Below are 24,872 nucleotides of genomic sequence, written 5' to 3'. Positions count from 1 at the left end.
CCCAAGGCAAAAATCGCCCCCTCGGGGGGCAGCAAGCGCCTAAGGCGCGCAGCGTGGGGGCCAATTTTTCTCAGGGTTGACCCGAGTCCGCGCGTCAGGCTGCCACGTAAGGATCGGCGATGCGCATGGCGGCCAGCGTGGCGGTCTCCAGGGCCTCCATGCGCTTGGCGTCGCGGGCCTTGATGTGGTCGTAGCCCAGCGCGTGCAGCACGCCGTGGATGGTGAGATGGGCGGCGTGGTCCAGGAGCGCCTTGCGCTGTTCGCGGGCCTCGCGCACCAGCACCGGCACGCACATGACGATGTCGCCGCGCGCAACGCCCAGCGGATCCACGCCGTATTCGAAGGTCAGCACATTGGTGGCATAGTCGCGGCCGCGGAAGTCGCGGTTCAGGCGCCGGCCTTCGGCCGCGCCAACCAGCCGCAAGCTCAGCTCCGCCGCGGAAAACGCGACCAGGCCGTCGTCGGCCGCGCCCGCCAGCGCGCGTTCGGCCCAGCGGCGCAGGCGCCAGCGGGGCAGGCGGGCTTCCTTGACGCCGTATTGCACGGACAGGGACAGTTCAGGTTTCATCTTCTGCGGCGCGGTCGTAGGCGTCGACGATGCGGGCGACCAGGGGATGGCGCACGACGTCTCGGCTGGTGAATCGGGTGGTGGCGATGCCCTGCACGTCGTGCAGCACCTTCACCGCATGCGCCAGGCCGCTGTCCTGGCCACGCGGCAAGTCCACCTGCGACGGGTCGCCGGTAATGACCGCCTTGCTGCCGAAGCCGATCCGCGTCAGGAACATCTTCATCTGTTCCGGCGTGGTGTTCTGCGCTTCGTCCAGGATGACGAAGGCGTGGTTGAGCGTGCGGCCGCGCATGTAGGCCAGCGGCGCGATTTCGATGGTCTGCTTTTCGAACAGGCGCTGCACCTTTTCGAAGCCCATCAGGTCGTACAGCGCGTCGTACAGCGGGCGCAGGTACGGGTCCACCTTCTGCGCCAGGTCGCCGGGCAGAAAGCCCAGGCGTTCGCCGGCTTCGACCGCGGGGCGTGTCAGCACCAGGCGTTGCACGGTGTCGCGCTCCATTGCGTCGATGGCGCAGGCCACGGCCAGCCAGGTCTTGCCGGTGCCGGCGGGACCGACGCCGAAGGTGATGTCGTGCTTGAGGATGTTGTTCAGGTAGTCGCGCTGGCGCGGCGTGCGCGGACGCAGGTCGCTGCGCTTGGTGCGCAGGGCGATGCTGTCGCTTTCGTCGTCCAGGGCGGGCAGCGGGTCGGCCTCGCGGGCCTGCTCTTCCTTCAGTTCCTGTTCCTGCCGCCCGACGCCGATCTCGACCAGCCCGAGCTGGATGTCGTCGACCGACAGGGCGCGGTGCACGGCCTGTTCGTGGAAGCGGCGCAGTATCCGGCCGGCGAGTTCCGCGAGTTCGCCTTCGATGGTGACTCGGCTGCCGCGGCGCGAGAGCTTGACGTTCATGCCGTCGGCCAGCTGCCGCAGGTTTTCGTCCAGCGGGCCGCAGAGATTGGCCAGGTGGGTGTTGTCGCCGTCCAGGGTGACGACGATGGGCATGCTGCGGCGGGCGCGGGAGCGGGGAGTGGTCATTCGGCCTCTTGGGGAGTGCGGTCCACGTCGGCGACCCGGGCGCGCAGCGAATTGGTGTGCGCTTCGGTGATGATGACGTCGACCATTTGTCCGATGAGCCGCGCGGGCGCGGCGAAGTTCACGATGCGGTTGTTCTCGGTGCGGCCCATCAGTTCGTTCGGGTCGCGGCGCGAGGGGCCTTCGACCAGCAGGCGCTGGCGCGTGCCGACCATGTTGCGGGCGATCGTGGCCGCCTGCTCGTTGATCAGCGCCTGCAGGCGCTGCAGGCGGCGCAGCTTCACGTCCTGCGGCGTGTCGTCGTGCAGGTCGGCGGCGGGCGTGCCCGGGCGGCGCGAATACACGAACGAGAACGAGGTGTCGAAGCCGACGTCCTCGATCAGCTTCATGGTCTTTTCGAAGTCTTCCTCGGTTTCGCCGGGAAAGCCCACGATGAAGTCCGAGGACAGCGTCAAGTCGGGGCGGGCGGCGCGCAGGCGGCGCACCACCGACTTGAATTCCAGGGTGGTGTAGCCGCGCTTCATGGCCGCCAGCACGCGGTCGCTGCCGGCCTGCACCGGCAGGTGCAGGAAGGACACCAGCTTGGGCAGGCGGGCGTAGGCGTCCACCATGCGCTGGGTCATTTCCTTGGGGTGCGAGGTGGTGTAGCGGATGCGCTCGATGCCCGGGATTTCGTGCACGTATTCCAGCAGCATGGCGAAGTCGGCGATCTCGTCGCTGTCGGTCATGCGGCCGCGGTAGGCGTTGACGTTCTGGCCCAGCAGCGTCACTTCCTTCACGCCCTGGTCGGCCAGGTCGGCGACCTCCACCAGCACGTCCTCGAAGGGGCGCGAGACTTCCTCGCCGCGCGTGTAGGGCACGACACAGAAGCTGCAGTATTTGCTACAGCCTTCCATGATGGACACGAACGCCGTAGCGCCGTCCACGCGGGGCGGCGGCATGTTGTCGAACTTTTCGATCTCGGGGAAGCTGATGTCCACCTGCGAGCGGCCTTCGTCGCGGCGGCGCTTGATCAGGTCCGGCAGGCGATGCAGCGTCTGCGGACCGAACACCACGTCCACGTAGGGCGCGCGCTTGACGATGGCTTCGCCTTCCTGGCTGGCCACGCAGCCGCCCACGCCGATCACCAGGTTGGGATTGGTCTTTTTCAGGTGCTGCACGCGGCCCAGGTCCGAGAAGACCTTTTCCTGCGCCTTCTCGCGCACCGAACAGGTGTTGAACAGGATGACGTCGGCGTCTTCCGGGTTGTCGGTGAGTTCCAGGCCCTGGTCGCCGCGCAGCACGTCGGCCATCTTGTCCGAGTCGTACTCGTTCATCTGGCAGCCGAAGGTGCGGATGTACAACTTGCGGGGGGAGCCGGCGTCTGCGGCGGGGAGGGCGGCGCTGGCGCCGTCGGGCGCGGCGTCGGCGCGCTTGAGGGTGGTTTCTTGCATGATGGTCGCCGTGACGGGTGTAGATCCCGGGGGCAGAGAATGGTAGGAAACCCGGGATTTTAACCCTTGCCCGCATTTGCTTCTTGGTCTGGCGCGCGCAGGCCGTTACGATAGCGTGCTGGGCTGATTTTGCAGCCCAGGAACGTTTCTCATTTCCCGATAGCGGTATCGATGAACAGCAATCCCCTGACGCCTTCGGCGGCCGCTCCCGTATCCGACGCCTCAGCCTGCCCCGCGCCGGACCAGTTCCGCAACCCCTTTTCCGCGCTGACGTGGGTGCTGCTGGGCTGCGCCCTGGCGCTGGCCGCCAGCGCGTGCGCGTTGTGGGTGGACCTGCCGCTGGCGGTGTGGATCAAGCAGTCGGTATCTGAAGGCGTGAACGAATCCTTCGAATGGATCGGTGAACTCGGCGAAAGCGGCCCTTATATCGGCGTGGCGCTGGCCTTCTACGTGATCGGGTTGGTCGGCCTGGCGCGCGGCTGGCGCAATCCGGTGCGCATGAGCTACGCCAGCATGGCGCGCGGCAGCCTGCTGATGCTGTCGACCCTGGCGGTCGGCGGACTGGTGGTGCTGGTGCTCAAGCGTTCGGTGGCGCGGGCGCGTCCCGAGCTGTTCTTCGAAAAAGGCATCTACGGGGTGGGCGAGTCGTTCTCGCGCGCCCAGCTGTACAACTCCTTCCCTTCCAGCCACACCTATGCGGCATTTGCCGTGGCAGTGGTGCTGGGCATCCTGGCGCCGCGCTGGCGCTGGGTCTTCCTGCTGCTGGCGGCGCTGGTGGCGATGAGCCGGCTGGTCAACCTGGACCACTATCTGTCGGACGTGATGACGGCCGCGGGCATTGCGGTGCTGGTCGGGCACGTGCTGGCGCCCCGTGTGCTGGGCGCCGGATATCAGTGGCCTCTGCGCGCGCCCTGGCGCTGGTGGAAGAAATAAGGTCTGCTGTTGCGGACGTTGGGTTGTGCTTCGTAGGTCGCCCGTCGTCGCGGGCGGCGTGGCGGCTCGCGCCCACGATTGCGGTCCGGAGCGTTCGCTCCGGACTGGCCTCGGCGGCCCCCCCCGTCGTCATCTTCGTCAAGGCCTTCGGCCTTTCCTTCAGATTCCCTCGGGCGCATCGAGGTTGCGAGCCGCCACGCCGCCCGCGCCGACGGGCTACGTGCGTGTTGGTCTGTTGTGCTGCGGGAACTGTGGTCGGGGGCGAGTCGTGGGCTGCCCGTGTTGTTCGGCCGCGCGGGCGGCCGAACAACACATACATGATTCCGGCCAGGGGCGGGCTCCAGACTACGCCTTACGCGAAATTCACCACCACGCGCCGGTTGGTGCGGCTCTTTTTCTCGATCTTCGTAACGATCACCGCGCCGATCTCGCCGGTGTTGGCCACGTGCGTGCCACCACAGGGCTGGCGATCCACGCCGGGAATCTCGACGATGCGTATGCTGGCCGTGCCGGCCGGGGGCGCGGCGCCTATGGTGCGCACCAGATCGGGTTGTGCGGCCAGTTCCTCGGGCGTGATGCAGTTGATGCTGACGCCGGTGCGGGCGTCGATTAGGGCGTTCAGGCGTTCGGTCAGGTCGGCCTTGTCCAGTGTGGATTCGGGCAGGTCGAAGTCGATGCGGGCGGAGTCGGGCGAAATATTGCAGCCGGTCACCGGCGCGGGCACCAGCGCGCCCAGCAGATGCAGACAGGTGTGCAGGCGCATGAGGCGGTGGCGCCGCGGCCAGTCGATGGTCACCGAGACGCGGTCGCCCACTTGCAGGGCGATGTCGCCTTCCAGCACGTGCAGGATGCGCTTGCGGTCTTCGGCGTAGACGGTGTCGGCAAGCGTCAGCGCGCGGCCGTCAGCCAGCGTCAAGGTGCCGCTGTCTCCCGCCTGGCCGCCGCTGCGTGCGTAGCAGACAGTCTCGTCCAGTTCGACGCCCTCGGGGCTGACCGCGATCACGGTGGCCTCGCATTGGTCCAGGTAAGGGTCTTCGTCGAATCGCTTGCGGGTGGCATTCATGTAAAGGGTCTCCGGATGTTCTGGATTTTTTTTGCAAGGCGGGGCGGACGATCAGGCCAGGATCTTCAGGCCGCCGGCCGTTTCGATCTGTGCGCTCAGGCGCGGCGGGCCGTCGACCTGTTCCACCTGGATCAGGTGATCCGCGCCCAGCCAGGCCAGCCCTTGGCGCAGCAGCCCGGCCTGCGGATGGCTGCCGGACAGTTGCTTGAGTGTGAGGTGCTGGCGCGGCAGGCTGACGCCGGGGTAGTCGGCCACGTCCCACTGGATCAGCGTGGGCAGCAGACCGTCGCCGGCCGCATGGCCCGCTTCGCGCCAGGCGGGCAGGCTGCCGTCGTCGGGCACCGTCAGCCGCCAGCGCAACTGCCCGCGTTCCATGGGAATGGCGGGCGGGATGCGTGCGGGATGCTCCGCCTGCATACGCGTCAGATCCAGCGGCGCTTCGACCCGCGCCGCCCAATGCGCCAGGTAGGGACCCTGGGCGATGCGGGCGCGGACGGCGTCCTGATCCAGCCCGAACCAACGTGGCCGCGCAGGCGCCGGGGCCTGAGGATCGATGGCGATGACTTCGAGGTAGATGCCGCCGGCCATGCCCAGCACCCGGTTGTGGGTGCCCATGCGCGGATGCGCGCCGCCGCCCGAGGGGGCGATGCCGAGCAGTGCTGCGACGTATTCGGTGCCGCTGTCCAGGTCCGCGGCGGCGATGACGAGGTGATCGATGACGAGTTTCATGGTCCGGCTATGGTAGCGAATCCGCGCGGATCCGTACCCGTACAGCGCGACGGGGGCGGGCGGTACAGTGTCAGACGCCCAGGTCCCGGCGCTTCAGCACCCGGTCTATCAGGCCCCATTCCAGCGCTTCCTCCGCGCTCATGTAGCAGTCGCGGTCCAGTGTGCGCTCTACGTCTTCGTAGCTGCGTCCGCAGTGCTGGGCGTAGACGCGCGTGACGCGGTCCTTGGTCCTGCGCATTTCCTCGGCGTGGATGAGCACGTCCGAGGCCTGGCCCTGGAAGCCGCCTAAAGGCTGATGCACGTGCACGCTGGCATTGGCCAGCGCGCATCGTTCGCCGGGTTCGCCCGCCATCAGCAGGAACGAGCCCATGGAGCGCGCCGTGCCCATGCACAGCGTGTGCACCGGCGCAGTGATGAACTGCATGGTGTCGTACATGGCCAGGCCGCTGGTGATGACGCCGCCAGGGGAGTTGATGTAGAGATGGATGGGCTTGGTGGGGTTCTCGGATTCCAGGAACAGCAGCTGGGCGCAGACCAGCGCCGACACCGAGTCGTTGACTTCGCCGTTCAGGAAGATGATGCGGTCGCGCAGCAGTCGCGAATAGATGTCGAAGGACCGCTCGCCGCGGCCGGACTGCTCGACCACCATGGGTACGTATTGCATCACGTCCTGCATGGACGAATCTCCTGGGTTGCGATTGCCTTGCGCTTGGGCCGGGTTCAGGCGGCGCGCATGAGGAAGGGGCCGGCGTCGTTGGCGGCTGGGCGCCCACGGCGTTCGAACCGCGCGTCGTCCAGCGCGTGGATGATGCGCAGGAGCGTGCGGCCGTCGGCGACGGGCCGGATCTGGAAGGTCACCAGGCTTTCGAGGAAAGGCGGCTCCTCGTCGCGCATGCGGTATTGGATTTCTTCGGCAGGCGTCGCGTCCGCGGGTTCGGCGCTGGCCAGCGCCCGTCCAGGCAGCCATTGCTCGCGGAATTCGGGGATGCTGATGGCGCGCCAGACTTTTTCGGGCGGCGCGTCGAGTTCGTATTCGAGCACGATGTCCTGGGGCGGGTCTTGCGGCGCGGTCGGCTTCATTGGTCCATGTCCTTGAGCAGGGCGTTCAGGGCTTCGATGCGGGCCGGCCAGTAGGCGCGGTACTTCGCCAGCCATCCGGCGATGAGCGCAAGCCCGTCGGGGTCGACTTCATAGTTCACGAAACGGCCTTGTTTTTCCTCGCGCACCAGGCGGGCCTTGCGCAGCACCGCAAGGTGCTGCGACATGGCTGGCTGGCTGATCTCCATGCCGACGCGCAGGGCGCTGGCGTTCATGCCGCCGGCGGCGAGCTTTTCGAAGATGGCACGGCGGGTCGGATCGGCCAGGGCCTTGAAGATGTCGGTTTCGAGCATGACAATACATTAGTCAATACTTATGTATTGGTCAAGCGGAAAGCACCCTGTGCGCGTCCGAGAGCCATTTGCGATCGCGACTGGCACAATGGCGCCGGACCTGCAGTCGGGAGCGACGCCGTGGCTTTTCTTCTATTCCCCGTCTTGTTCGCGGCCAGCCTGCTGATCAGCCTGGCGGCCGGCGCCGTGCATGGCCGGCGTCATGGTTGGAAGGCCCCGGCTACGCGGCGGTGGCTGTTCGTGGCGGGATGCCTTGTGCTTTCGTATCTGGTCGGCCTGGCGCTGGTCATTCATGACCCGTACTTCGACGACAACGGGGTGCCTGAATTCATTCCGTGGCGTTTCCGCTGGACCTGGGCCTGGCTCTACGCCGGCTTGCTGCAATTCGCCGTGGTTCCGAGCGGTTTGGCCCTGCGGCGCCTGGCCAGGCGTAAGACGGCAAGCGCCGCGCAATAAAAAACCCGCCGTGATTGCGGCGGGTTTGTCTTCAAGCGGAAACGGATCAGGCGGCTTCGCCTTCCTCGCCTTCCTTCTTGACCGGCTTGACCAGGTCTTCGCGCTTGACGCCCAGCCACATGGCCAGGGCCGCGGCCACGAACACCGACGAGTAGATGCCGAACCAGATGCCGATGGTCAGGGCCATGGCGAAGTAGTGCAGGGTGGGGCCGCCGAAGAACAGCATGGCCAGCACCATCATCTGCGTGGAACCGTGGGTGATGATGGTCCGGGAGATGGTCTGCGTGATGGCGCTGTTGATGACTTCGTGCACGTCCGCCTTGCGGTACTTGCGGAAGTTCTCGCGGATCCGGTCCATGATGACCACGGATTCGTTTACGGAATAGCCCAGCACCGCCAGCACGCCCGCCAGCACCGACAGCGAAAATTCCCACTGGAAGAAGGCGAAGAAGCCCAGGATGATCACCACGTCGTGCAGGTTGGCGATCACGCCGGCGACGGCAAACTTCCATTCGAAGCGGAAGCCCAGGTAGACCATGATGCCGATGACCACGACCAGCAGGGCCATCAGGCCGTTGTGCAGCAGCTCCTGGCCCACCTGCGGGCCCACGAACTCGACGCGGCGCAGTTCGACGCCGGAGTCGGCGGTCTTCAGCGCGGCCATGACGGTTTCGCTCTGCGTGGCCGAGGTCTGGCCTTCCTGCAACGGCAGGCGGATCATGACGTCGTGCGAGGTGCCGAAGTTCTGCACCTGGAAGTCGGTGTAGCCCAGCTTGGAGACCACGCCGCGCACGTTTTCAAGCTGCGCCGTCTGGGCGTAGTTGACTTCCATGACCGTGCCGCCGGTGAATTCGATCGACAGGTGGAAGCCGCGCGTGACGATGAAGAAAACAGCCGCCAGGAATGTGACGAGGCTGATGATGTTCAGCACCAGCGCGTGGCGCATGAACGGGATGGTGCGGTGAATACGGAAAAATTCCATTTTTCGCCTTAGGCTTTATCTGTGGCGGGCGGCCGGGCCGCCCGCGCTCATGTTCAGTTGGTCTTCGGTTTCCAGACTTCACCGATGGAGATCGACGTGAGCTTCTTCTTGCGGCCGTACCAGAGGTTGGCCAGCGCGCGCACACCCACCACCGACGAGAACATCGAGGTCAGGATGCCCAGCACGTGCACCACGGCGAAGCCCCGGATCGGGCCGGAACCGAAGGCCAGCAGCGCCAGGCCCACGATCAGCGTGGTGAGGTTCGAGTCGAGAATGGTGCCCCAGGCGCGTTCGAAGCCGTGATGGATGGCTTGCTGCGGACTTGCGCCTGCGCGCAGTTCCTCGCGTATCCGCTCGTTGATCAGCACGTTCGAGTCGATGGCCATGCCCAGCGTCAGCGCGATTGCCGCGATGCCCGGCAGGGTCAGCGTGGCCTGCAGCATGGACAGCAGCGCCAGCAGCAGCAGCACGTTCATGGTCAGGCCGATCGTGGAGAACACGCCGAACAGGTGGTAGTACAGGATGATGAAGGCGGCGATGGCCAGGAAGCCGTACAGCGTCGAGTAGAAGCCCTTGGCGATGTTGTCCGCGCCCAGGCTCGGGCCGATGGTGCGTTCCTCGATGATGGACATGGGCGCAGCCAGGGCGCCGGCGCGCAGCAGCAGCGCGGTGTCGGCGGCCTCTTCGGAGCTCATGCTGCCCGAGATCTGCACCTGGCCGCCGGCGATTTCGCCGCGGATGACCGGAGCCGTGACCACTTCGCCCTTGCCGTTTTCGAACAGCAGGATGGCCATGCGCTTGCCGATGTTGTCGCGGGTGACGTCGCGGAAAATGCGGGCGCCCTTGGAGTCCAGGGTCAGGTGGACGGCGGCCTGCTGGGTCTGCGAGTCGCGGCCGGGCTGGGCGTCCTGCAGGTTTTCACCGGTCAGGATGACCTGGCGGCGGACCAGGATGGGACGGCCGTCGCGGTCGTTGTAGCGTTCAAGGCCGAAGGGCACGCTGCCGCCCAGCAGCGCGGCCTGCGCGGCGGGGGAGTCGTCGACCATGCGGATTTCCAGCGTGGCGGTGCGGCCCAGCAGTTCCTTGGCCTTGGCCACGTCCTGCACGCCGGGCAGCTGCACCACGATGCGGTCGGCGCCTTGCTGCTGGATGACCGGTTCGGCCACGCCCAGTTCGTTGATCCGGTTGTGCAGCGTGTTGATGTTCTGCTTGAGCGCGGAATCCTGCACGCGGGTGACGGCGGCCGGGTTCAGCGCAGCCATCAGCAGCGGCTTGCCGTTTTCCATGCGCTCGGTGAATTCCAGGTCGGGCAGGCGGCTGCGCAGCGTGGAAATGGCGCGGTCGCGGTCGTCCGTATTGGCGAAGGTGGCGGCAATGGCCATGCCCGAGCGTTCGACGCCGGCCACGTTGACCTTCTGGTCGCGCAGCACGGAGCGCACGTCGGCGGCCAGGGAGTCGTAGCGGGCGGTCAGGGCGCCCTGCATGTCCACTTGCAGCAGGAAGTGCACGCCGCCGCGCAGGTCCAGGCCCAGGTACATCGGCTTGGGCGCGAACCAGCCCAGCGCGCGCATCCAGGCGGGCGAAGCGGGCAGCAGGTTCAGCGCGACCGTGTAGTGGGGGTCGCCGGCGACGGTGTTGAGGGATTTGTCGATCAGGTCGCGCGCCTGCAGCTGCAGGTCGGTCGACGTGAAGCGGGCGCGCACGGTGCCGAGCGTGCCGTTCTGTTCGTAATAGACCCCTTCATTGGGGATCTTGGCGTCGGTCAGGATCTGTTCGACCCGGCTCAGCATGGCGGGATCGACCTTGATCGTGGCCTTGGCGCTGGAAACCTGGACGGCCGGGGATTCGCCGTAGAAGTTGGGAAGCGTGTACAGCAGGCCGATGATGACCGCGACCAGGACCGTAATGTACTTCCAAAGGGGATAGCGGTTCATTGCCGGCTACTTCATGTAAAAGTGATGAAAGGGCCGCCCGGGCGGCAAGCGCGGCGGGCGGCGACAGGGCCATCAAGCAACAGGAGCCCGATGGGGGCTCCTGTGGGACGCTTACAGGGCCTTGATGGTTCCCTTGGGCAGCACGGTCGAGACCGAGGACTTCTGCATGATCACTTCGACCGGCTTGTCGGCCAGTTCGGAGACTTCGACGGTGACGTAGCTGTCGTTGACCTTGGTGACCTTGCCGAGCATGCCGCCGGCGGTGACCACTTCGTCGCCCTTGGCCAGGGCGGCGATCAGGTTGCGGTGTTCCTTCTGGCGCTTCATCTGGGGACGGATCATCAGGAAGTAGAGGATCACGAACATCAGGATGATGGGCAGCATGCCCATCAGCGCGTTACCCTCGGGGGCGGCGGCCTGAGCCACGACGAGGCTGGCGGTATCGATAACGGACATTGAATTCTCCTGCGTTTAGTCTGTTTGGGTGTTTGTATCTAGTGTTTTTCTGCGCCCATCCCCGCGCGAGCCATGGATAGGGCAAGCCGACTATTGTATATAGGTCCTGAAATTCTAATCCACCCCCCGCGCCCGGTCTGCCGCGAACTGCGCGCGCCAGGCGTCGAAGCGGCCTTCGGCGATGGCTTCGCGCATTTCCTTCATGATGGTCAGATAGAAATGCAGGTTGTGCAGGGTGTTCAGGCGCGCCCCGGTGATTTCGTTGGCGCGCTGCAGGTGGTGCAGGTAGGCCCGCGAGAAATTCGCGCAGGTATGGCAGCTGCAGCTGGGGTCCAGCGGTCGGGTGTCGTCGCGGTACTTGGCGTTGCGGATCTTGACGTCGCCAAAGCGCGTGAACAACCAGCCATTGCGGGCGTTGCGGGTCGGCATGACGCAGTCGAACATGTCGACGCCGCGGCTCACGCCTTCGACCAGGTCTTCCGGCGTGCCTACGCCCATCAGGTAGCGCGGCGCCTGGGCCGGCAGCTTGGGCGTGACATGCGCCAGGATGCGCATCATGTCTTCCTTGGGCTCGCCGACCGACAGGCCGCCGATGGCGTAGCCGTGGAAGCCGATCTCCTGCAGCCCGGCCAGGGATTCGTCGCGCAGGGCTTCGTACATGCCGCCCTGGACGATGCCGAACAGGGCGTTGGGGTTCTGCAGGCGGTCGAACTCCTCGCGTGAGCGGCGCGCCCAGCGCAGCGACATGCGCATGGAGCGGGCGGCCTCTTCGACGGTGGCGGGGCGGCCGTCGATTTCATAGGGCGTGCACTCGTCGAACACCATGACGATGTCGGAATTCAGCGAGCGCTGGATGCGCATGGATTCTTCCGGCGTCAGGAACAGCCGCGCGCCGTCGATCGGGGACGCGAACTTGACGCCTTCCTCGGTGATCTTGCGCATGCCTTGCAGGCTGAACACCTGGAAGCCGCCGGAATCGGTCAGGATGGGCTTGTCCCACTGCATGAAGCCATGCAGGCCGCCATGCTTTTCCATGATTTCCGTGCCCGGGCGCAGCCACAGGTGGAAGGTGTTGCCCAGCACGATCTGCGAGCCGATCTCTTTCAGTTCGTGCGGCATCATGGCCTTGACGCTGCCATAGGTGCCCACAGGCATGAAGATGGGCGTCTCGACCACGCCGTGGTTCAGCGTGATGCGGCCGCGGCGGGCGCCGCCGTCGGTGGCGAGCAGTTCGAAATTCAGTCCGGTCATGGGGCGGGGGACTCGATAAACATGGCGTCGCCATAGCTGAAGAAGCGGTAGCGCTCGGCAACGGCGTGGGCGTAGGCGCGGCGTATCGGTTCTACGCCGGCCAGCGCCGACACCAGCATCAGCAGGGTCGACTGGGGCAGGTGGAAGTTGGTGACCAGGGCGTCGATGACGCGGTACCGGTAACCGGGGGTGATGAAGAGGCGGGTATCGCCCTGGGCGGCGGCCAGCGGCAGGCCGGGGGCGGTGCGCCCTTCGGTCTGGGCGGCGGCGGATTCCAGGGCGCGTACGCTGGTGGTGCCGACGGCGATGACCCGGCCGCCGCGGCTGCGGGCGGCGGCGATCGCGTCGACCGTGGCTTGCGGCACGGTGAACCATTCGGCGTGCATGACGTGGTCGGCCAGGTTGTCCACGCGCACCGGCTGGAAGGTACCCGCGCCCACGTGCAGCGTGACGAAGGCGCGTTCCACGCCCATCGCGGCCAGGCGGTCCAGCGTGGGTTGGTCGAAATGCAGGCCGGCGGTGGGCGCGGCCACGGCGCCGGGCTCGCGGGCGTAGACCGTTTGGTAGCGCTCGTCGTCGCCGGTGTCGGCTTCGTGCGTGATGTAGGGCGGCAGCGGGGTGGCGCCGTGCGCGTCCAGCAGGTCCAGCACGGGGCCTGGGAAGCGGATGTCGAAGAGTTCGCCTTCGCGGCCCAGCACGGTGGCTTCGAAGGCGTCGGCCAGGCGCAGCACCATGCCCGGACCGGGCGACTTGCTGGCGCGCACATGGGCCAGGACGCGGTCGGGTTCGGTGATGCGTTCGACCAGCACCTCGATCTTGCCGCCGGTGATCTTGTGGCCGTTCAGCCGCGCCTTGATGACGCGGGTGTCGTTGAAGATAAGCAGGTCTTGCGGACGCAGCAGCGAGGCCAGGTCGGCGAACTGCCGGTCGTGCAGCTGGCCCGCGCCGTCCAGGTGCAGCAGGCGGCTGCCGGTGCGTTCGGCGGCGGGCGCCTGGGCGATGAGCTCGGGCGGCAGTTCGTAATTGAAATCGGCGACGGTGAGGGGCTGGGACACGCGGCTATCCGTCCGGCAAGGGCGGCAAAAAGAGGGCGGAAACGGGCCAGGCAGGCCCGGGGCAACCCTGTATTGTAAAGCGCCCGCAAGATCGGGCTGCCGGTCCTGGGGACGGATGGGCCTCCCGGCTGGGTTCAGCGCGCCGGGCTCCAGCCCAGCCGGCGCGAGCAATCCGCGGCCGCCGCCGTCAGCGCCCGCACAGGTTCGCCGTCGGCCGACAGGTCGAATCCCCCGTGCAGTCCCAGGCTGGTGATGGCGCCGGCCAGATGACCCTGGGCATCCAGCACCGGCACCGAGGCCGAATTGATGCCGTGCAGCAGGTGACCGCTGACGCTGGCGTAGCCGCGCTTGCGGGTCGCCTGCCACTGGCGGCGCAGCGCGGCGGCGAGATCGGCGGGCGGTTCAGTCGCATCCAGCTTGCGGGCGGCCTCGGGATCATGCGCCTGCAGCGCCTCCCATTCGGACAGCGCCCGCGGCAGGGCCAGGGCTTCGGGCAGCCACGCGGCGAAGACCCGGCCGGTGGCGCTGTTGAGCAGCGGCAGCACCGAGCCCACCCGCACGTTGACGGTCACCGGCAGCCGCGCGTCGCGCCATTGCACGATGGTGGGACCGTGCTGGCCCCAGACCGAGATGAACACGGTCTGGCCGATGGCGGCGCTCAGGCCGTCCAGGCTGCCGGCCGCCAGCTTCACGAAATCCACTTCGGCCAGCGCCGCCAGTCCGGTGTGCAGCGCCTGCGGGCCCAGCCGGTAGCGGGCGCTGGCCGCGTCCTGCTCCACATAGCCGCGCCGCTCCAGCGACACCAGGTAACGGTGCACCTTGGCGCGCGGCATGTCCAGGCTGCGGCCGAGCTCGGACACGGACAGGGCGCCGCCCAATTCGGCCAGCCGCGTCAGCACGTCCAGGGCGATTTCGGCTGATTGGATCCCCGTGCTGCTATCTGTTGACATGAGTTTGTCTCTTATTAGAATACGTGTATCACTAAAAAATACAGCGCTTGCCAGTCACTGGCAACGTGGAGACCAGCAAGAACGCAGCCGCGCCGCGCTGCGAGGCCGTGCGGACAAACCCGCAGCGGGCCACCGAGGCGCCCGCCAGCCGGGTTCCCCGCCGTATAAACAGAGTTCCACGCCGTAGCGGATCGGCGCAAAGCATAAGACATCCGCGTATCCAAGGAGACTCCGCATGACCCCTCGTCGTACCCTCATGGCCGCCGCGCTGGCCGCCCTGCTGGCAGCGGGCGCCGCGCCCGCGCTGGCCCAGGTGAAAATCGGCGCCACCCTGTCCACCACCGGTCCCCAGGCCTCGCTGGGCATCCCCGAACGCAACACGATCAGCCTGCTGCCCACCGAGATCGGGGGCGTCAAGGTCGAGTACGTGGTGCTGGACGACGCTTCCGACACCACTCGCGCCGTCAGCAATTCCCACAAGCTGATCTCGGAGAACAAGGTGGACCTGATCGTCGGGTCCACCACCACGCCCAACACCATGGCCATGCTGGACACCGTGGCCAGCGGCGCCACGCCGGTGATTACGCTGGCCTCGTCGGCGCGGCTGATCGAGCCCATGGACGACAAGCGCCGCTGGGTGTTCAAGACTCCGCACTCCGATTCGCTGATGGCCGAGGGCATCGCGCGGCATGCGGCGGCCAACGGCGTGAAGAAGCTGGCCTTCATCGGTTTCAACAACGCGCTGGGCGAAACCTTCTGGGTGGAAATCGAGAAGGCGGCCAAGAAGCATGGCATCGAGGTGGTGGGCAAGGAAGCCTTCGCGCCCACCGACACGTCCGCCGTGGCCCAGACCCTGAAGGTGATCGGCGCGGCGCCTGACGCCGTGGTGGTCGGCGCCTCCGGCACGCCCGCCGCGATGCCGGCGCGGGCGCTGCGCGAACGCGGCTACAAGGGCAAGATCTATTTCAACCACGGCGTGGCCAACAACGACTTCCTGCGGGTCTGCGGCGATGCCTGCGAGGGCGCCTGGGTGCCGGTGGGACCGGTGATGGTGGCCGACCTGCTGCCGGATACCAACCCCGTCAAGTCCACCGCCCAGGCCTTCGCCAAGAAGTATGAAGCGGCAAACGGGGCGGGCAGCGTGTCCCTGTTCGCCGCCTATACCTGGGACGTCGGCCTCTTGCTGCAGCAGGCCATCCCGGTGGCACTGAAGACCGCGAAGCCCGGCACGCCCGAATTCAGGGCGGCGCTGCGCGATGCGCTGGAGAACGTCAAGAACCTGCCCACTGCGACCGGCGTGGTCAACATGAGTCCCACCGACCACAACGGGCTGGATGAGCGGGCGCTGGTGATGGCGACCGTGGCTTCCGGCAAGTGGAGGCTGCAGAAATAAGGAGGAAGGCCCCGGCGTTGCGCATGCAATATGTATCTGCCGCGTCCTCAAGAGGCCTTTTTGCTTGTTCGGGGCTGGCGGTGGGAGGGCCTCCCACGCCGCAATTCGTCCAGGTTTTGTATGCTCTCGGTTTTGCAGGACGAGCAACCGGGTGGGCGTGGCATGACGGGACAAGCGTATAAGCGTATGGGCGGGCTGAAGCGATGGCTGGCCGGCGGGCTGCTGGCCGCGGTGGCGGGCGTGGCCTGGGCGCAGGTGCCCGGCCTGCCGCCCAACGTGGTGAATGCCTGGAAAGCCAGCAAGCTGCCCGACAGTTCCCTGTCCCTGGTGGTGCAGGAGGTGGGCGGACCGCGCCTGGTGGCGCTGAACGCCAAGGAGTCGCGCAATCCCGCCTCGGTGATGAAGCTGGTCACGACCTGGGCCGCGTTGTCCGAGCTGGGGCCCAACTACGTCTGGCGCACCGAATTCATGACGGCGCCGGGCGCGCGTCCCGACGCCAAGGGTGTGCTGAGCGGCCCGCTGTACCTGCGGGCTGGCGGCGATCCGCAATTCCTGCTGCAGGACCTGTGGGTGCTGCTGCGCGAACTGCGCCTGCGCGGCGTCAAGCAGATCAATGACCTGGTCATCGACCGCAGCATCTTCGGCCAGGTCGCGACCGACCCGGGCGCCTTCGACGGCGCCCCGGACCGGGCCTACAACGCCAGTCCGGACGCCCTGATGGTGGGTTTTGGCGCGATGCGGCTGCTCTTCACGCCGGACCCCGCCGCCAATAAATGGGTGCCACTGATCGATCCGCCGCTGCCGGGCCTGAAGATCGAGGGCCGCGTCGAATGGAGCGATGCCCGTTGCCCGGGCCCCCCGGTGGTGACGACCGAGCCGGTGATCACCCAGCAGGGCGTGACCATCCGCGTGAACGGCAAGGTGGCCGGCTCCTGCGGCGAATTCAGCCTGTATCGCCTGGCGCTGTCCCAGCCCGAGTACGCCACCGAAGTGTTCCGCATGCTCTGGAAGGAGCTGGGCGGCACGTTCAAGGGCCAGGTCCGTTCCGGCATGGTGCCGCCCGACGCGGTGGTGCTGGCCTCGCATGATTCGCCCACGCTGGCCGAGGCGATCCGCCAGATCAACAAGCGCAGCAACAACGTCATGGCGCGCACCTTGCTGCTGACCTTGGGCGCCGAGCGCGGCCGCCGGCCCGCCACGGTCTCCAGCAGCGAAGCCGTGGCCAAGGGGCTGCTGGCCAGGCAGGGCCTGGACATGCCCGAGCTGGTCATCGACAACGGCGCCGGCCTGTCGCGCGACGCGCGGGTGTCGGCCGACAGCCTGGCGTCGATGCTGACCGTGGCCTGGAACTCGCCGGTCATGCCCGAGTACATTTCATCCTTTGCGATCGCGGGAGTGGACGGCACGGTACGTCGCCGCCTCAAGGGCGACGGCACGGCGGGCATGGCCCACCTGAAGACAGGCTCGCTGCGCGACGTGCGTTCCATCGCGGGCTACGTGCTGGGCGCCAGCGGCAAGCGCTATGTGGTGGTCAGCATCGTCAACCATGAACAGGCGGGCGCCGTGCGGGCCTTCGACGACGCCCTGATCGCCTGGCTCACTGAACAATAAACATGCCTCCGCCTCGCCGGCGAGTATCTTCGGATCATCCTGCGGGCGGTCAATAACAATTCCCTTCCAAACCGATTACGATCCTCAAATGTGGCTCGACGGCTGGGCGACGCAAAGCGCGCCGTGCCGTCATGGTTCCGCCTGAGGCGAATACCCTGTCTATCAATACTCTGGAGAGTTACGCACATGCCCGTGCACGAAATCCGCCATCCGCTGATCCGCCACAAGCTCGGGATCATGCGCCGCGCCGACCTCAGCACCAAGAGCTTCCGTGAGCTGTCACAGGAAGTGGGCGCGCTGCTCACTTATGAAGCGTCCAAGGACCTGCCGCTGGCGCCGGCCACCGTCGAAGGTTGGTGCGGTTCGGTGCAAGTCGAAAAGATCGCAGGCAAGAAAGTCACCGTGGTGCCCATCCTGCGCGCCGGCATCGGCATGCTGGACGGCGTGCTCAGCCTGATTCCGGGCGCCAAGGTCAGCGTGGTGGGCGTGGCCCGCAATGAAGAAACGCTGGAAGCGCATACCTACCTGGAACGCCTGGTGGGCGAACTGGACCAGCGCCTGGCGCTGATCGTCGACCCGATGCTGGCCACCGGCGGTTCGATGGTCGCCGCGATTGACCTGCTCAAGCGCGCGGGCTGCAAGGAAATCCGCGCCCTGGTGCTGGTCGCCGCGCCCGTGGGCATCGATACCGTGCTGGCCAAGCACCCCGACGTGCACATCTACACCGCGTCCATCGACGACGGCCTGAATGAACACGGCTACATCATGCCTGGCCTGGGCGACGCCGGCGACCGCATCTTCGGCACCACGCAGAAGACGGAATAGCGGCCGGGGTACGGCCACGAACAAAAACGCCAGCCCGCAGGCTGGCGTTTTGCATTGGGCCCCCGGCCCCCCGGCCCCTCAGGCTGCCAGACGCTCCAGGCGTCCGTCCAGGTGCTGGCCGAACCACTGCAATTGCGAAGCCAATCCCGCCACTTCGCCCACGATCAAGAGCGCGGGTGAGCGGATCGCGTGTTCGGCGGCCAGGGCCGGCAGCTGTTCCAGCGTGCCCGAGAGCACGCGTTGCTCGGGCCGGCTGCCGTTCTCGATCAGCGCGAACGGCGTGTCGGGCGAACGGCCGTGGGCCAGCAGGCGGCCAGTCAGCAGATCCAGTTGCCCCACGCCCATGTAGAAAGCCAGGGTTTGCTTTTCGCGGGCCAGGGCAGGCCAGTCCAGGTTGTCCTCGTCTTCGCGGCAATGTGCGGTGACCAGGCGGACGGACTGGGCGTGTTCCCGGTGCGTCAGCGGGATGCCGGCATAGGCCGCACAGGCCAGCGCGGCGGTGATGCCGGGCACCACTTCATAACGCACGCCGTGCGCGCGCAGGCATTCCAGTTCCTCTCCGCCCCGGCCGAAGATGAAGGCGTCGCCGCCCTTGAGCCGCACCACGCGGCGGCCGGCGCGCGCGTGCTCGACCATCAGCCTGTGGATGCGGGCCTGGGTGGCGTTATGGTCTTCGCCGGGCAGCTTGCCGACCGATACGCGCTCGGCGTCGCGGCGCGCCAGCGACATGACGTCGGCGCTGACCAGACGGTCGTGCAGGATGACGTCGGCCTCGTTCAGCGCGCGCAATGCCTTCAGCGTCAGCAGGCCGGGGTCGCCGGGGCCGGCGCCCACCAGCACTACGCTGCCGGCGTCGGGCGTTCGCGGCGCCGCCAAGGCCCCCGCCAACGCGGCTTCGGCCTGGGCCGGCTGCTGCTGGCGCAGGAAGCCGGCCACCGGGCCGTCCAGCAGCCAGTCGTAGAAGCGGCGGCGCGCGCCCAGGTCGGGATGGCTGGCGCGGATGCGCTTGCGGTAGTTCGCGGCCAGTCCGGCCAACTGGCCCAGGGTATGGTCGAACAGCGATTCGATGCGTTCCCGGATGCGCCGCGCCAGCACCGGCGCCACGCCGGACGAGGAAATGGCGACGATCACGGGCGAGCGGTCGACGATGGAGGGCACCTGGAAGGACGACAGCTCAGGATCGTCCACCACGTTGCTGAAGATGCGCCGGGCGCCGGCAGCCTCCGAGACGGCGGCGTTGGTCTCGCGGTCGTCGGTGGCGGCGACCGCCAGCCAGACTTCGTCGAGCCAGGCGGGATCGAATCGGCCGGACAAATGGCGGATGCGGCCTTCGGCGGCCAGCGCGGCCAGGGCGGGCGTCAGTTCCGGCGCTCCCACCAGCACGTCGGCGGAGGCTTCCAGCAGGGACAGCGTCTTGCGTTCGGCGACGGCGCCGCCGCCCACCACCAGGACCAGCCTGTCTTTCAAATCGGCAAAAATCGGGAAAAGCTTCATGAATGCCAGCCTCGGGCGTACCCGGCATAGTGTCGTTGGATCATAGGAAGGGGGCTTCATCCCCACAACTTTTGATTTCTTTGTTCCATATAACCAAAGCTTATTAAGTGGCCTTGCCCAGCCACGCGCTCATTTCCACGACCTCCCGCGCGACTTCGCCCAGCCGCTTCTGGCTTTGCATGGCGCGCTGGCGCAACAGGCCATGGGCCTCATCCTCGGAAATCGCCCGCGCCTTCATCAGGATGCCCTTGGCCTTTTCCACCCATTGGCGGTCGGCCAGGCGCAATTGCGCTTCGCGCAGTTCTTCGCGCCGCGACTTCTCCATGGCGAAGCGCTCGATCGCCACAGTCAGCAGCGGCTCGATGCGTCCGGCAGGCACGTCGCCGACCACGTAGGCCGCGACGCCTGCGCGCAAGGCGCTGCGTATGGTTTCGCGATTGCCGTTGTCGGTGAACATCACGACCGGGCGGTCGCTGTGTTCGCTGGCCACGCATACGTTCTCCAGCGTGTCGCGGCCGGGGGCGTCGCTGTCTATCAACACCACATCGGGTGCAGCTTGGGCGATGGCGGCGGCCAGATCCATGTCCGGCGCCATTTCGGCCACGACATGTACGCCCGCTGCGGCCAGCGTTTGCCGCAGCGACGCCGCGCGTCCCTCGCCATCGTTGAGCAGCATGACCTTGAGCATGAGATTCCCCCTGATGCTTTCAGTCATGCAAGTTCCATGCCATCGTGTTGCGCCGCGCGGGCCGCCAGTTGCGCACAGCCGCGGAGCGCACTCCGCACGCGGATGGTGCACTGCCGCAACCGGAGGTGCACCAAGTTGGGTCGCACCCTGTTTTCCGTCAACGCGGAGTGCGCGCCGATTGGCGAGGCAGCGTCAGCGGGGGCGCGGGCTGGCGGCCTTTCAGGCCATGTTTTTTTCTTTCTGGCACAGCGTTTGCTTCAGTGAAAGCGGGCGGCCAACGAAGGTTGCCCGACGCAACGCGCCGCGACCTGCGGCAAGGGACAACGACGTTCCGCAGCGCCACCGGATGGGAATCCGGGGCGCGCGGGACGTTTTTTTTTGCCAGGAGCCATGCATGACGCCATCGACCCGTAGCCCCTCCACAGAAGCCGCCGCGGCCGGGGATCTCAGCGCCAACGCCGCACGCCGTAAATGGCTTTGCGGCACGGCGCGCGCGGTGGCCGGCGCCAGCCTGCTGTCGCTGGTCGATCCGCTGGTGCGTGCCGGCGCCTGGGCCGCCGGCACCGACGCGCCCGAGAAGACCGAGGTCAAGATCGGCTTCATTCCGCTGACCGACTGCGCCTCGGTCGTGATGGCTTCGGTGCTGGGCCTGGACAAGAAGCACGGCGTGACGATCACGCCGTCCAAGGAAGCGTCCTGGGCCGCCGTGCGCGACAAGCTCATGAACGGCGAGCTGGACATGGCCCACGTGCTGTACGGCCTGGTCTACGGCGTGCACCTGGGCATAGGCGGGCCGAAGAAGGACATGGCCGTGCTGATGAGCCTGAACCAGAACGGCCAGGCCATCACGCTGTCGAACAAGCTGCTGGCGGCGGGCGTGCGCGACGGCGAATCGCTGGCCAAGCTGATGGCGTCCGACAAGCGCGAGTACACGTTTGCGCAGACCTTTCCCACCGGCACGCACGCGATGTGGCTTTACTACTGGCTGGCGACCTACGGCATCCATCCCATGAAGGACGCCAAGGTCATCACCGTGCCGCCGCCGCAGATGGTCGCCAACATGCGCGTGGGCAACATGGACGGCTACTGCGTGGGCGAACCCTGGGGGGCGCGCGCCATCCTGGACAAGATCGGCTACACCGCCGTCACTTCGCAGGGCATCTGGACCGACCATCCCGAAAAGGTGCTGGGCACGAGCGCGGACTTCGTGTCGCGCCACCCGAACACCGCGCGCGCAGTCACGGCCGCCATCCTGGAGGCCAGCAAATGGATCGACGCCTCGCCCGCCAACCGCCAGAAAACCGCCGAGACCATCGCGGCCAAGTCCTATGTCAACACGGACGCGAGCGGCATCGTCGATCGCATGCTGGGCCGCTATGACGATGGGCTGGGGAAAAGCTGGACGGACGAGCACGCCATGCGCTTCTACGCCGACGGCGCCGCCAATTTCCCGTACCTGAGCGACGGCATGTGGTTCCTGACGCAGCACAAGCGCTGGGGGTTGCTGAAGGAGCATCCCGATTATCTGGCGATGGCGAAACAGATCAACCGGATAGACCTCTACAAGCAGGCCGCGCAGGCCGCTGGCGCGGCGTTGCCGGCCAGCGAGATGCGGACTTCGAAACTCATCGACGGCGTGGTCTGGGACGGCAGCAACCCTGCCGCCTACGCCGACGGATTCAAGGTCAAGGCCTGAGCGCCGATACGAAAGGGGCATGCAATGTCTGACGCAACGAGTATGAGCCGCGGCGATGAACTCCTCGCCCTCTGGCGCGAGCGCCTGGAATCCGCGTTGCGGGCCGTGGTGGGGCCCGTGGCGGGCTTCGCACTGTTTGTGCTGGTGTGGCAGGTGGTGGCGATGCGGATACCGGAGATTCCCACGCCAGGCGTGACCTGGCGCGCCGCCGTCGAGCTGTTTTCCGATCCGTTCTACGACAACGGCCCCAATGACAAAGGCATAGGCTGGAACCTGCTGGCATCGTTGCAGCGCGTGGCGGTGGGCTTCGGCCTGGCCGCGCTGGTCGGCATCCCCGCGGGTTTCGCCATCGGCCGCTATGCGGCGGTGCGGGCAATGTTCTCGCCCATCGTCAGCCTGCTGCGGCCGGTGTCGCCGCTGGCCTGGCTGCCTCTGGGGCTGCTGCTGTTCAAGGCGGCCAACCCGGCCGCCATCTGGGCCATCTTCATCTGTTCGATCTGGCCGATGATCATCAACACCGCGGTCGGCGTGGCGCGCGTGCCGCAGGATTACCTGAACGTGGCGCGGGTGCTGAACCTGTCCGAATGGAAGGTGACCACCAAGGTGCTGCTGCCCGCCGTGCTGCCCTACATGCTGACCGGCGTGCGCCTGTCGATCGGCACCGCGTGGCTGGTGATCGTGGCGGCGGAAATGTTGACCGGCGGCACGGGCATCGGCTTCTGGCTTTGGGACGAATGGAACAACCTGAAGGTGGAGCACATCGTCATCGCCATTTTCGTGATCGGCATCGTCGGGCTGCTGCTGGAAACCCTGCTGGTCGCCCTGGCCCGCCGCTACACCTATACCGAGGAATAGCGCCATGAAGAAATACGTACGCATCGAGCGCGTGGGCCAGACGTTCAACACCCGCAAGGGCGCTTTCGTGGCACTGCGCGACATCGACCTGACCGTGGAGCAGGGCGAGTTCATCACGCTGATCGGCCATTCCGGTTGCGGCAAGTCGACCTTGCTCAATCTCATCGCCGGCCTGACCCGCCCCACCAGCGGCGTGCTGCTGTGCGCGGAGCGCGAGATCACGGGCCCCGGCCCGGACCGCGCCGTGGTGTTCCAGAACCATTCGCTGCTGCCCTGGCTGAGCTGCTTCCAGAACGTGTACCTGGCGGTGGAGCGGGTGTTCGGCGCCAAGGAGAAGCGCCCGCAGCTGGTCGAGCGCACACGCGCGGCGCTGGACCTGGTGGGCCTGCTGCCAGCGCAGAACAAGCTGCCGCGCGAGATTTCCGGCGGCATGAAGCAGCGCGTCGGCATCGCGCGTGCGCTGGCGATCGAGCCGGGCGTGCTGCTGATGGACGAGCCCTTTGGCGCGCTCGACGCGCTGACCCGTGCGCACCTGCAGGACGAATTGCTGAAGATCGTCGCCAAGACGCACACCACCACCGTCATGGTCACGCACGACGTCGACGAAGCCGTACTGTTGTCCGACCGTATCGTGATGCTGACCAACGGCCCGGCCGCGACCATCGGCGAAATCCTGCCCGTGCCTTTGTCCCGTCCGCGCGACCGCGTACGGCTGGCCAATGACGCGGCCTATCTGGCGTGCCGGGCCGCGGTGGTCGACTTCCTGCATCGCCGCCATGGCAATCCCGAGCGCTCGCAGGCGGCGCTCCAGGCCAACGCGGCGCTGGATGCGGACCCGCAGCCGCTGGCCGAGGCCGGGGCGTCGCGCGCCGCCGCGTAGGGACCGCCATGGATGCGAAGCAGAAGCTGGTGGTGGTCGGCAACGGCATGGCGGGCATACGCACGCTGGAAGAGCTGCTGAAGCTGACGCCCGACCTGTACGAGATCACGGTATTCGGCGCCGAGCCGCATCCCAACTACAACCGCATCCTGCTGTCGCCGGTGCTGACCGGCGAACAGAGCTTGCAGGATATCGTGCTCAACGATGAGGACTGGTACGTCCGCCACGGCATCCGCCTGTTGTTGAACCGCAAGGTCGTGGGCGTCAACCGCGCCCGTCGTACCGTGCTGGCGGACGATGGGTCAGAGACGCCCTATGACCGGCTGTTGCTGGCCACGGGCTCGAATCCGTTCATTCTGCCGGTGCCCGGTAGTGATCTGGACGGCGTCGTCGCCTTTCGCGATATCGGCGACGTGAACCGGATGATAGAGGCGTCCTCGCGCTACCGGCACGCAGTGGTGATAGGAGGCGGCCTGCTGGGCCTGGAGGCCGCCAACGGCCTGGCCGCGCGTGGCATGGACGTGGCCGTGGTGCACCTGGGGGAAGCGCTGCTGGACAGGCAGCTGGACGGCGGCGCTGCGGCCATGCTGCGCCGCGGCCTGGAGGCGCGCGGCCTGAAGTTCCTGCTGGGGCGCCAGACCCGCGAGATCCTTGGCGGGGCCGACGGGCGGGTGCGTGCGCTGCGCTTCGCGGACGGCGCAGAAATCCCGGCGGACCTGGTGGTGATGGCGGTGGGCGTCAGACCCAACACGGAACTGGCCGAACGTTGCGGGCTGCATGTGAACCGCGGCGTGGTGGTCAGCGACACCTTGCAGACCTATGACCCGCGCATTTACGCGGTGGGTGAGTGCGTGAGCCATCGCGGCACCGCCTATGGGTTGGTCGCGCCCTTGTATGAGCAGGCGAAGGTGGCGGCCAACCATCTGGCGCTGCACGGCATTGGCCGCTACGAAGGCAGCGTGACGTCGACCCGGCTCAAGGTCACCGGCATCGACCTGTTTTCCGCCGGCGATTTCGCCGGAGGGCAACAGACCGAGTCGATCACGCTGGCCGATACGCCTGGCGGCGTCTACAAGAAACTGGTGATCCGCGACGACAAGCTGGTGGGCGCCTGCCTGTACGGCGACACGGCGGATAGCGCCTGGTATGTGCGCTTGATCCGCGAGGGCCGGCGCATCGGCGCATTGCGCGAGCGGCTCATGCACGGCGAAGGCGCG

General features: G+C 67.0%; 24 protein-coding genes and 1 pseudogene. 9 read left to right on the top strand and 16 right to left on the bottom strand.

Annotation, left to right across the window (positions count from 1 at the left end):
• Positions 1 to 94: 94 nt before the first annotated feature.
• From ybeY to miaB, 3 genes are read right to left on the bottom strand one after another with little or no spacing between them, the layout of a single operon-like run.
• Entirely contained in the window at positions 95 to 568 is a 474-nt protein-coding gene (gene ybeY / locus HV793_RS00460) for an rRNA maturation RNase YbeY (protein WP_175212468.1), read from the bottom strand.
• Positions 558 to 1,583 (bottom strand): PhoH family protein, encoded by a 1,026-nt coding sequence (locus HV793_RS00455; protein WP_054451563.1) that lies wholly within the window; start codon positions 1,581 to 1,583, stop codon positions 558 to 560. Before HV793_RS00455 ends, ybeY begins: the two co-directional genes overlap by 11 nt.
• Positions 1,580 to 3,013: a tRNA (N6-isopentenyl adenosine(37)-C2)-methylthiotransferase MiaB gene (miaB, locus tag HV793_RS00450; protein WP_054451562.1), complete on the bottom strand. Its 1,434-nt coding sequence runs from the start codon at positions 3,011 to 3,013 to the stop codon at positions 1,580 to 1,582. The genes HV793_RS00455 and miaB overlap by 4 nt, the downstream gene beginning before the upstream one ends.
• A gap of 171 nt (positions 3,014 to 3,184) precedes the next feature.
• Between miaB and HV793_RS00445 the strand changes: the two genes are divergently transcribed.
• Positions 3,185 to 3,946, top strand: coding sequence for a phosphatase PAP2 family protein (locus tag HV793_RS00445; protein ID WP_175212467.1), 762 nt, complete (start codon positions 3,185 to 3,187; stop codon positions 3,944 to 3,946).
• A 352-nt stretch (positions 3,947 to 4,298) separates the two neighbouring features.
• Here the strand turns inward: HV793_RS00445 and HV793_RS00440 are convergent, their stop codons facing one another.
• The 5 genes from HV793_RS00440 to HV793_RS00420 all read right to left on the bottom strand — a co-directional run bounded on the left by HV793_RS00440 (position 4,299) and on the right by HV793_RS00420 (position 7,129).
• Positions 4,299 to 5,009, bottom strand: coding sequence for an alanyl-tRNA editing protein (locus tag HV793_RS00440; RefSeq protein ID WP_175212466.1), 711 nt, complete (start codon positions 5,007 to 5,009; stop codon positions 4,299 to 4,301).
• A gap of 51 nt (positions 5,010 to 5,060) precedes the next feature.
• Positions 5,061 to 5,738, bottom strand: a complete 678-nt coding sequence (locus tag HV793_RS00435) for a VOC family protein (protein ID WP_054451560.1) — start codon at positions 5,736 to 5,738, stop codon at positions 5,061 to 5,063.
• A 70-nt stretch (positions 5,739 to 5,808) separates the two neighbouring features.
• Positions 5,809 to 6,414, bottom strand: a complete 606-nt coding sequence (locus HV793_RS00430; RefSeq protein WP_054451559.1) for an ATP-dependent Clp protease proteolytic subunit — start codon at positions 6,412 to 6,414, stop codon at positions 5,809 to 5,811.
• Positions 6,415 to 6,458: 44 nt separating this feature from the next.
• A complete protein-coding gene (locus tag HV793_RS00425) occupies positions 6,459 to 6,818 on the bottom strand; it encodes an SRPBCC family protein (protein WP_054451558.1) in 360 nt (119 codons plus the stop codon).
• Positions 6,815 to 7,129, bottom strand: coding sequence for an ArsR/SmtB family transcription factor (locus HV793_RS00420; protein WP_054451557.1), 315 nt, complete (start codon positions 7,127 to 7,129; stop codon positions 6,815 to 6,817). The genes HV793_RS00425 and HV793_RS00420 overlap by 4 nt, the downstream gene beginning before the upstream one ends.
• 120 nt (positions 7,130 to 7,249) lie before the next feature.
• Between HV793_RS00420 and HV793_RS00415 the strand changes: the two genes are divergently transcribed.
• A complete protein-coding gene (locus HV793_RS00415) occupies positions 7,250 to 7,585 on the top strand; it encodes a hypothetical protein (RefSeq protein WP_156337323.1) in 336 nt (111 codons plus the stop codon).
• Positions 7,586 to 7,631: 46 nt separating this feature from the next.
• Here the strand turns inward: HV793_RS00415 and secF are convergent, their stop codons facing one another.
• From secF to HV793_RS00385, 6 genes are all read right to left on the bottom strand, one after another.
• Positions 7,632 to 8,567, bottom strand: coding sequence for a protein translocase subunit SecF (gene secF, locus HV793_RS00410; protein WP_054451555.1), 936 nt, complete (start codon positions 8,565 to 8,567; stop codon positions 7,632 to 7,634).
• Between the two features lie 53 nt (positions 8,568 to 8,620).
• A complete protein-coding gene (secD, locus tag HV793_RS00405; protein ID WP_054451554.1) occupies positions 8,621 to 10,501 on the bottom strand; it encodes a protein translocase subunit SecD in 1,881 nt (626 codons plus the stop codon).
• 111 nt (positions 10,502 to 10,612) lie between these two features.
• Positions 10,613 to 10,957 carry a preprotein translocase subunit YajC gene (yajC, locus tag HV793_RS00400; RefSeq protein WP_054451553.1) on the bottom strand — a complete coding sequence of 115 codons (345 nt, stop codon included), beginning with the start codon at positions 10,955 to 10,957 and terminating at the stop codon, positions 10,613 to 10,615.
• A gap of 114 nt (positions 10,958 to 11,071) precedes the next feature.
• Positions 11,072 to 12,208: a tRNA guanosine(34) transglycosylase Tgt gene (gene tgt / locus HV793_RS00395; RefSeq protein ID WP_054451552.1), complete on the bottom strand. Its 1,137-nt coding sequence runs from the start codon at positions 12,206 to 12,208 to the stop codon at positions 11,072 to 11,074.
• Positions 12,205 to 13,263, bottom strand: coding sequence for a tRNA preQ1(34) S-adenosylmethionine ribosyltransferase-isomerase QueA (queA, locus tag HV793_RS00390; RefSeq protein WP_054451551.1), 1,059 nt, complete (start codon positions 13,261 to 13,263; stop codon positions 12,205 to 12,207). Before queA ends, tgt begins: the two co-directional genes overlap by 4 nt.
• Positions 13,264 to 13,397: 134 nt before the next feature.
• Positions 13,398 to 14,213: an IclR family transcriptional regulator gene (locus HV793_RS00385; RefSeq protein WP_054451550.1), complete on the bottom strand. Its 816-nt coding sequence runs from the start codon at positions 14,211 to 14,213 to the stop codon at positions 13,398 to 13,400.
• A gap of 235 nt (positions 14,214 to 14,448) precedes the next feature.
• Here HV793_RS00385 and HV793_RS00380 point away from each other — a divergent pair, with 235 nt between their 5' ends.
• The 3 genes from HV793_RS00380 (at position 14,449) to upp (ending at position 18,042) form a co-directional block, all read left to right on the top strand.
• Positions 14,449 to 15,606, top strand: a complete 1,158-nt coding sequence (locus HV793_RS00380; RefSeq protein ID WP_054451549.1) for an ABC transporter substrate-binding protein — start codon at positions 14,449 to 14,451, stop codon at positions 15,604 to 15,606.
• A 162-nt stretch (positions 15,607 to 15,768) separates the two neighbouring features.
• Entirely contained in the window at positions 15,769 to 17,217 is a 1,449-nt protein-coding gene (dacB, locus tag HV793_RS00375; protein WP_175212465.1) for a D-alanyl-D-alanine carboxypeptidase/D-alanyl-D-alanine endopeptidase, read from the top strand.
• Positions 17,218 to 17,403: 186 nt separating this feature from the next.
• Complete coding sequence (gene upp, locus HV793_RS00370) at positions 17,404 to 18,042, top strand: uracil phosphoribosyltransferase (protein ID WP_054451547.1); 639 nt, start codon at positions 17,404 to 17,406, stop codon at positions 18,040 to 18,042.
• 78 nt (positions 18,043 to 18,120) lie between these two features.
• On the opposite strand, the gene cysG is transcribed toward upp, so the two are convergent.
• Both cysG and HV793_RS00360 read right to left on the bottom strand, forming a co-directional pair.
• Positions 18,121 to 19,536, bottom strand: coding sequence for a siroheme synthase CysG (cysG, locus tag HV793_RS00365; protein ID WP_175212464.1), 1,416 nt, complete (start codon positions 19,534 to 19,536; stop codon positions 18,121 to 18,123).
• 103 nt (positions 19,537 to 19,639) lie between these two features.
• A complete protein-coding gene (locus HV793_RS00360) occupies positions 19,640 to 20,251 on the bottom strand; it encodes an ANTAR domain-containing response regulator (protein ID WP_225588907.1) in 612 nt (203 codons plus the stop codon).
• A gap of 367 nt (positions 20,252 to 20,618) precedes the next feature.
• On the opposite strand from HV793_RS00360, the gene HV793_RS00355 reads away from it, so the two are divergent.
• From HV793_RS00355 to HV793_RS00340, 4 genes and pseudogenes are all read left to right on the top strand, one after another.
• Positions 20,619 to 21,920 carry a CmpA/NrtA family ABC transporter substrate-binding protein gene (locus tag HV793_RS00355; protein WP_175163578.1) on the top strand — a complete coding sequence of 434 codons (1,302 nt, stop codon included), beginning with the start codon at positions 20,619 to 20,621 and terminating at the stop codon, positions 21,918 to 21,920.
• A 24-nt stretch (positions 21,921 to 21,944) separates the two neighbouring features.
• Positions 21,945 to 22,775 (top strand): nitrate ABC transporter permease, encoded by an 831-nt coding sequence (gene ntrB, locus HV793_RS00350; RefSeq protein WP_054451543.1) that lies wholly within the window; start codon positions 21,945 to 21,947, stop codon positions 22,773 to 22,775.
• Between the two features lie 4 nt (positions 22,776 to 22,779).
• Positions 22,780 to 23,655, top strand: coding sequence for an ABC transporter ATP-binding protein (locus HV793_RS00345; protein WP_125473315.1), 876 nt, complete (start codon positions 22,780 to 22,782; stop codon positions 23,653 to 23,655).
• Positions 23,656 to 23,663: 8 nt separating this feature from the next.
• Positions 23,664 to 24,866 (top strand): annotated as a pseudogene (locus HV793_RS00340) (NAD(P)/FAD-dependent oxidoreductase); the annotation flags it as partial.
• Positions 24,867 to 24,872: the final 6 nt, after the last annotated feature.

The sequence above is a fragment of the Achromobacter aegrifaciens genome (genome assembly GCF_902859965.1).
Lineage (GTDB): Bacteria > Pseudomonadota > Gammaproteobacteria > Burkholderiales > Burkholderiaceae_B > Achromobacter > Achromobacter aegrifaciens.
Note: the sequence above shows the minus strand (reverse complement) of the source record. Positions and strands in the feature narration are given on the sequence as shown.

Bases quoted from the DNA above. Each gene is read 5' to 3' on its own strand.
- HV793_RS00440 (WP_175212466.1), bottom strand. From the start codon at position 5,009: ATGAATGCCACCCGCAAGCGATTCGACGAAGACCCTTACCTGGACCAA.
- HV793_RS00455 (WP_054451563.1), bottom strand. From the start codon at position 1,583: ATGACCACTCCCCGCTCCCGCGCCCGCCGCAGCATGCCCATCGTCGTC.
- ntrB (WP_054451543.1), top strand. From the start codon at position 21,945: ATGTCTGACGCAACGAGTATGAGCCGCGGCGATGAACTCCTCGCCCTC.
- yajC (WP_054451553.1), bottom strand. From the start codon at position 10,957: ATGTCCGTTATCGATACCGCCAGCCTCGTCGTGGCTCAGGCCGCCGCC.
- cysG (WP_175212464.1), bottom strand. From the start codon at position 19,536: ATGAAGCTTTTCCCGATTTTTGCCGATTTGAAAGACAGGCTGGTCCTG.
- HV793_RS00345 (WP_125473315.1), top strand. From the start codon at position 22,780: ATGAAGAAATACGTACGCATCGAGCGCGTGGGCCAGACGTTCAACACC.
- HV793_RS00430 (WP_054451559.1), bottom strand. From the start codon at position 6,414: ATGCAGGACGTGATGCAATACGTACCCATGGTGGTCGAGCAGTCCGGC.
- HV793_RS00355 (WP_175163578.1), top strand. From the start codon at position 20,619: ATGACGCCATCGACCCGTAGCCCCTCCACAGAAGCCGCCGCGGCCGGG.
- secD (WP_054451554.1), bottom strand. From the start codon at position 10,501: ATGAACCGCTATCCCCTTTGGAAGTACATTACGGTCCTGGTCGCGGTC.
- tgt (WP_054451552.1), bottom strand. From the start codon at position 12,208: ATGACCGGACTGAATTTCGAACTGCTCGCCACCGACGGCGGCGCCCGC.
- upp (WP_054451547.1), top strand. From the start codon at position 17,404: ATGCCCGTGCACGAAATCCGCCATCCGCTGATCCGCCACAAGCTCGGG.
- HV793_RS00445 (WP_175212467.1), top strand. From the start codon at position 3,185: ATGAACAGCAATCCCCTGACGCCTTCGGCGGCCGCTCCCGTATCCGAC.
- dacB (WP_175212465.1), top strand. From the start codon at position 15,769: ATGACGGGACAAGCGTATAAGCGTATGGGCGGGCTGAAGCGATGGCTG.
- miaB (WP_054451562.1), bottom strand. From the start codon at position 3,013: ATGCAAGAAACCACCCTCAAGCGCGCCGACGCCGCGCCCGACGGCGCC.
- HV793_RS00380 (WP_054451549.1), top strand. From the start codon at position 14,449: ATGACCCCTCGTCGTACCCTCATGGCCGCCGCGCTGGCCGCCCTGCTG.
- HV793_RS00385 (WP_054451550.1), bottom strand. From the start codon at position 14,213: ATGTCAACAGATAGCAGCACGGGGATCCAATCAGCCGAAATCGCCCTG.
- HV793_RS00425 (WP_054451558.1), bottom strand. From the start codon at position 6,818: ATGAAGCCGACCGCGCCGCAAGACCCGCCCCAGGACATCGTGCTCGAA.
- ybeY (WP_175212468.1), bottom strand. From the start codon at position 568: ATGAAACCTGAACTGTCCCTGTCCGTGCAATACGGCGTCAAGGAAGCC.
- HV793_RS00420 (WP_054451557.1), bottom strand. From the start codon at position 7,129: ATGCTCGAAACCGACATCTTCAAGGCCCTGGCCGATCCGACCCGCCGT.
- HV793_RS00360 (WP_225588907.1), bottom strand. From the start codon at position 20,251: ATGACTGAAAGCATCAGGGGGAATCTCATGCTCAAGGTCATGCTGCTC.
- HV793_RS00435 (WP_054451560.1), bottom strand. From the start codon at position 5,738: ATGAAACTCGTCATCGATCACCTCGTCATCGCCGCCGCGGACCTGGAC.
- secF (WP_054451555.1), bottom strand. From the start codon at position 8,567: ATGGAATTTTTCCGTATTCACCGCACCATCCCGTTCATGCGCCACGCG.